Raw genomic sequence first — 5,613 nt, forward strand, 5'->3', positions numbered from 1 at the left:
CCAACATTTATTATAGAACCCTTTTTTTGTTTGCAAAAATCCCTTTGACGCGGCCTTAAAATCCTGTATAATAGAACTTGTATTTACTTTGATTAAACTCAAGCGGAGGTGTACACCATGCGTGTTACTGTCAATGGAGAAAACCGTGAGCTCCACGTCTATGACCGCGAGACGGGAAGAGACTATGCCAAACCCATCGTCTGTTCCCAGGAACAATTAGAAACGGATATGTACGGCGAGTTCGTCCTGACGGAAGAAGAATACGCCCATTGGACTGAATTACTGGCGATACAGCAGGAGTCGGAAGACCTGCTCTTTGCCTTAAAAGATGCCGTCGTAAAAGAAGAATGGGACAACTACCTGTACGAAGAAACGAAGTACATGACGACGACCATGGAGACGATTCAGATGGAAAATATCTGTGTCAAGGAATTGAAAGAAGCCTTGGAAACGGGAAATCAAGAATGGCTGACAGAGAACCATTTTTTCAAGACCGCAGAAAAAATGAAAAAATAAAGGAAGTCTTATGGTGAAAAAAATATGTTCCTGGATCATTGGCGTCATCCTTACCGTCTTGGTCCTACTCATCGGCGTGTTTTCCTTTTGGTATTTCGGTTCGACGAACTACCATCTGACCGGCGTGCCTGTCTTGAACTATCATCAGGTCAACAATAAGTTCAATACGGTACTGACCATGAAGCCAGCCGATTTTGAACAACAGATAAAGTACCTTCATGACAACGACTATCATGCTATCACCTTGGAACAGTTCGATGCCTATATGCGGGGCGAAGGAGATTTGCCCGACAGGCCAATCCTCATTACCTTTGATGACGGTTATGTCGACAATTATGAAGACGCCTATCCCATCTTGAAGAAGTATCACATGAGGGGGACGATCTTCCTCATTATCAACCTCGTGGGAACGCCGGGCTATCTGACTTGGGACCAGGTTCATGAAATGGCGGCTGACGGCATGGAATTCGGATCCCATACGATGAGTCATAAGCCCTTGACCAGCTTTGACCGCCAAGGCGCACGGTATGAGCTGCAGGCCTCTAAAGCCGCCATCGAAAAGGCGACGGGCAAGCCTTGTGAGTTCATCGCCTTCCCGGAAGGGAAGTATAATGATATGGTCATGGAAGAAACAAAGGAAGCGGGATATCGTTATGCCTTTACGGTCAATACGGGTCGCGATTTTCCCTGGGACGATCCTTATGACCTCGACCGCGTCCCGCTGTTTGAAGGACCTATCAGTTTCAACCATTTCCGGTTCCGCCTGACCTTCAGTGCCTTTAGTGCTCTTTTGTGGAATAGCCACCAATATTTCAGCCATATCGAAATCACCAAAGATTTGGCCCAGCACATTCCCGAACCATAGTAGGGAACCTTCTTTGACAATGAAACCCCGGTTTCAGGTACATCCTGGAACCGGGGTTTTTGTCTGTGTCGCCTACAGTCTGCCCGTAAGGACGGCATCCTTTAGGTGTCTTACGTTGTCTGTATCGTATTCGATTTGTTCTGACCAGCGGCGGAGAGCTTCGAGAAGATCGCCCGAGGCGGTTGCCGTAAGGGCGATAAAATCCGTATTGCGGGCTGCATAGCAGGCAAGGGTTTCTATGGGGGAGTCGACAAAGGTTTCCAGCTGACGATAAAAGATATAATCGTATATCCGCTGGTATAAGACCTTGTCACGTGTGATGGATGCCTGTACGGTTTCTCTTTCCGGCCGCTTCGTTTTTAGTGCCATAAGCGCCGCTGTCCAAGCCTCGTCGATAGGTTCTGTTTCAGAAAAAATGGCTAAGAGACGTTCGCTGGCGCTTTCTGATGAGTTGGGCTCATAGGTCAGGAGGTCTTTTTGCAGGTCGCAGCCAATATCCTGTAAGAGGCCGCCTAAGGTCCAAGATACCGACGGATCTTCCGTGTCGATGAAATGAAGGGGGCCTTTTTCCTTTAGCAGCCGTTCGCAGGCCGCTTCACAGGCAAGGCCCAGGCCGCCGAGTTGGTACTCTTGGCCGGCATCATTGGTAAGCCATTCAAAGAAGCGGGGATGGAGGCGGCAGATATCGCAGAGGATGGTGTCGCCACCTTCTAAGATGAGTCGGCAGAGGCCGTCGGGACGAAGGAAGGGACAGGTCTCGTCTTCGGTCAGGACGAAGTGCCAAGCATCAGGGCCTTCTTCGATATGGTGTCGGATGGCCTCGCCTAACGGACCTTGAAGATCCTGGTAGTACGCGGCGGTGGTGTCGTCGATGTCTATTTCCCAGCCTTTGCAGCAGGTATGGCGGCAATCGCCGGCCTTACAGCGGAAATGGGGATAAAAATCGGGAATGATCAAAAGATGGCGTCCTTTCTAGGTGACAAGGAGACAAAAAAAGGAGCTGCCGTAACAGCTCCTTTTTTGAAAGCTAGAATTCATATGTCGTTCCCGGATCTACGACCTGGACAGGAATGTTGTACTTCGTTTCCGTCAGTTTTTTGTATTCCTGCGGGTCGGCTTCGATGATCGGCCAGGTCTTGTAATGGATGGGGATGACGAAATGGGGCTGCACCCATAATGCTGCCAGGGCCGCATCCTCTATGCCCATGGTGAAGTTGTCGCCAATGGGCAGGACGGCGCAGTCGATTTGACCGAAGCGATCGAGAATTTTCATATCTGAGAAGAGGCCCGTGTCGCCGGCAAAGTAAACGCGTTTGCCGCCGAATTCGACGATGACACCACAGGCCAGTCCGCCTGCAATGCCCGAGCCGTGAAAGGCCGGAGTCAGCCGCACCTTGCCGAAGGGGAAGGAAGCGCTGCCGCCAACGTGCATGGCATGAGCCTTACAGCCTGCATCAGCCGCTTTGTTTGCGATTTCTGCCGTGCTGATAATCGTTGCGTCATTTGCTTTGGCAATGGCTTCAGCATCGCCGTAGTGGTCGCCGTGACCGTGGGTGATGATGATGTATTGACAGGCAATATCAGTGGGACAGATGTCTGTCCAAGGATTATCGGTAATGAACGGATCAAAGAGAATCGTCGTAACGTCATCAGAAAGGGTGAATGCGGAATGACCATAATAGTTAAATTTCATGATAGCCTCTGCTCCTAAAGACGAATCAGTCTTTTTCTGTACTGTTCAAGCTCCATTTCTTCCATTCTTCGAGCCAATCCTTGACGTGTTTCTGCGGGAGCGAGCCACAGAAGGTGTTCTTCAAGGTCTTGCGGAGTTCGTCTTCTTTGGCGCCGAGAGGATAGACGTCTTTATATTCGTCATAGACGTTCCAGAAGTCGCGCATATGCAGGTTGGCATAGGTTTCGCCATAGATTTTGAAACAGGTATCGCATAAGGTGATGAAGACGGCTTCGTCGTTGTGCTGGTTGGCGTCGTCGAGGAAACAGCAGCGGGTGTAGAGATGCATTTTGCTGCCGAAGAGCTGACGCAGGTAGTCATAGACTTCGGAAACCATCTGGGGCTGCAGCTGCAGCAATCTACAGCCGGGAGCGAAATACATAGGGTACTGAGCAATGTTGTCAAAATTGTCCATAAAAAGACACCTCTTTCTAAAAAATTTACAGAAAAACTGTATTTCTATTAAACAATAACTATTATTCATAAGTGTACCATAAAAAAGTCATAAACGCAATGTTCCTCTTGTACTTCCTGTATAAATCCTGTACAATATCCATTGGAGAGTGATATAACATGCATATCGTAATGGTAGAGCCGGAAATTCCCGGCAATACGGGCAACGTCGCCCGGTTGTGTGCAGCCAATCATATTTCACTGCACTTGGTAAAGCCTCTAGGGTTTTCCATTGATGATAAGCACTTAAAACGGGCAGGACTCGATTACTGGTCCCTCGTCGACGTTCGGGTCCATGAAAATTTTCAGGAAGTCCTGGATACATATAAGGAGCATCGCTTTTTTTATTTAACGACGAAATCGGAACAGTGTTACGCCGATATCCAGTTCCAAGAAGACGACTTTCTCGTATTCGGCAAGGAAACAAAAGGCCTTCCGGAAGACCTGTTAAAGGCCAACCCTGAACGCTGTTTCCGGGTTCCCATGGTAGAAGACGCACGGAGTCTCAACCTGTCGAATACCGTCGCCATCGTATCCTATGAAGCTATGCGTCAGCTCGGTTTCCCGGGCTTGGCCAAGAGCGGCATTGGCATTAAGAATCTTCGATAGTCAAGGCCCTCTATTTTTAGAATAATGAGGTGTAAAACGTGGAAATTTATGATAAGGCCCATGAATTGGCCGGTGTCATTCAGGATTGTGAAGAATATAAGGCCCTTCTCGCTGCCGGTGAGAAGCTTAACAGCGACGAAAAGACCAAGAAGCTGGTCCGTGATTTTCTGATGCTCCAGGCACAGCTCGCCTATGCCCAGTCGATGGGAGATAAACCGATCCGCAAGAAAATCGAACTGTTGAATCAGAAAGCCGAATTGGTGAAACGAAATGAAACGGCTGTAGAATATTTGACCCATTACAACAAATGGCAGGGTATGGCCGGTGAAGTATTTCAGATTATTCAAAATGCAATGGCAGAAGGAATGAGCATCCTTGATTAATAAATATGCACTGACGACTTTTGTCTCAGAATTAAGTAAATCCATTCCCACAGGACGGATTCTGCTGAACGAACCGATGAGCGAACATACGACTTTTGCCGTCGGCGGTCCGGCAGATGTATTAGTGCTGCCCGAATCGGTTAAGGAAATGTCTTTGGCCATCCGGGCTGCTCGGCGATTAGATTTGGTGGTCACTGTTCTCGGCGGCGGGTCCAACGTCCTTGTCCGCGACGGCGGCATCCGCGGCGTCGTCATTCAGCTGCAGTCCTTGAAAAAGACCTTGGCCTGCCATGACCGTAAAATTTTGGCCAGTGCCGGATACATGTTAAAGGACGTCTGCCAGTTCGCTCAGGAAAACGGCCTGACAGGGATGGAATTTGCCTGCGGCATTCCGGGAACCCTCGGTGGGGCCGTATTCATGAACGCCGGCGCTTACGACGGCGAAATGAGCCATGTTGTGTCGCGGGTACGCGTCGTAGACCGCAAGGGCAGCGTCCGTACCTATGAAGCACCGGACTTCGGCTTTTCTTATCGCCAAAGCCGATTCCAGAAGTCTCAGGAATTCGTCGTCGAAGTCGAATTGACCCTGCGCAGCGGCAAGGGCGACGAAATCCAGGCCAAGATGGACGATCTCATGCATCGCCGCCGCAGCAAGCAGCCCCTCGAGATGCACAGTGCCGGCAGTACCTTTAAGCGGCCGCCGGGATATTTTGCCGGGACCCTCATCGATCAGACCGGCTTAAAAGGCCTGTCCTGCGGCGATGCCCAGGTATCGACGAAACATGCCGGCTTTGTCGTCAATACGGGCCATGCCTCAGCCAAGGACGTCCTCAACGTCATCCATGAAGTGCAGGCTCGGGTCGAACAGGCCCATGGCGTCCATTTGGAAACAGAAGTCCGTATCATCGGGGAAGATTAAGCAGTCATCCGTGGTCTGCTTGAAAAATGTATATGGAAAGGCAGTTTACCTTCAGCTGTCATGCCCCTTTCGGTGGCATAACGGTTGGCGGGAGGCTGCCTTTTTGTGCTTTTTTAGGGCTCTTTGTCAAATGTTG

The 5,613-nt window shown here is 49.8% G+C and carries 8 protein-coding genes; 5 read left to right on the forward strand and 3 right to left on the reverse strand.

Going from position 1 to position 5,613, the window contains the following annotated elements; all coding sequences use genetic code 11:
* Positions 1-117 precede the first annotated feature (117 nt).
* Positions 118-516: a hypothetical protein gene (locus A0U42_RS09975; protein ID WP_044504136.1), complete on the forward strand. Its 399-nt coding sequence runs from the start codon at positions 118-120 to the stop codon at positions 514-516.
* Positions 517-526: 10 nt separating this feature from the next.
* Positions 527-1,381, forward strand: a complete 855-nt coding sequence (locus tag A0U42_RS09980) for a polysaccharide deacetylase family protein (protein WP_065360850.1) — start codon at positions 527-529, stop codon at positions 1,379-1,381.
* Positions 1,382-1,453: 72 nt separating this feature from the next.
* Here the strand turns inward: A0U42_RS09980 and fliB are convergent, their stop codons facing one another.
* The 3 genes from fliB to A0U42_RS09995 form a co-directional block, all read right to left on the reverse strand.
* Entirely contained in the window at positions 1,454-2,338 is an 885-nt protein-coding gene (fliB, locus tag A0U42_RS09985) for a flagellin lysine-N-methylase (RefSeq protein WP_065360851.1), read from the reverse strand.
* A gap of 70 nt (positions 2,339-2,408) precedes the next feature.
* A complete protein-coding gene (locus A0U42_RS09990) occupies positions 2,409-3,074 on the reverse strand; it encodes a metal-dependent hydrolase (protein WP_065360852.1) in 666 nt (221 codons plus the stop codon).
* Between the two features lie 25 nt (positions 3,075-3,099).
* Positions 3,100-3,528, reverse strand: coding sequence for a hypothetical protein (locus A0U42_RS09995; protein ID WP_065360853.1), 429 nt, complete (start codon positions 3,526-3,528; stop codon positions 3,100-3,102).
* A 158-nt stretch (positions 3,529-3,686) separates the two neighbouring features.
* On the opposite strand from A0U42_RS09995, the gene trmL reads away from it, so the two are divergent.
* The 3 genes from trmL to murB are packed head-to-tail and all read left to right on the forward strand — an operon-like array spanning position 3,687 to position 5,477.
* The gene (trmL, locus tag A0U42_RS10000; protein ID WP_065360854.1) at positions 3,687-4,175 is read left to right on the forward strand and encodes a tRNA (uridine(34)/cytosine(34)/5-carboxymethylaminomethyluridine(34)-2'-O)-methyltransferase TrmL; all 489 of its coding nucleotides are present in this window, start codon (positions 3,687-3,689) and stop codon (positions 4,173-4,175) included.
* A 38-nt stretch (positions 4,176-4,213) separates the two neighbouring features.
* Complete coding sequence (locus A0U42_RS10005) at positions 4,214-4,558, forward strand: YlbF family regulator (protein WP_044504130.1); 345 nt, start codon at positions 4,214-4,216, stop codon at positions 4,556-4,558.
* Positions 4,551-5,477 carry a UDP-N-acetylmuramate dehydrogenase gene (murB, locus tag A0U42_RS10010; protein ID WP_044504129.1) on the forward strand — a complete coding sequence of 309 codons (927 nt, stop codon included), beginning with the start codon at positions 4,551-4,553 and terminating at the stop codon, positions 5,475-5,477. Before A0U42_RS10005 ends, murB begins: the two co-directional genes overlap by 8 nt.
* Positions 5,478-5,613 lie beyond the last annotated feature (136 nt).

The sequence above is a fragment of the Megasphaera sp. DISK 18 genome (assembly GCF_001682955.1).
Taxonomy (GTDB): domain Bacteria; phylum Bacillota; class Negativicutes; order Veillonellales; family Megasphaeraceae; genus Megasphaera; species Megasphaera massiliensis.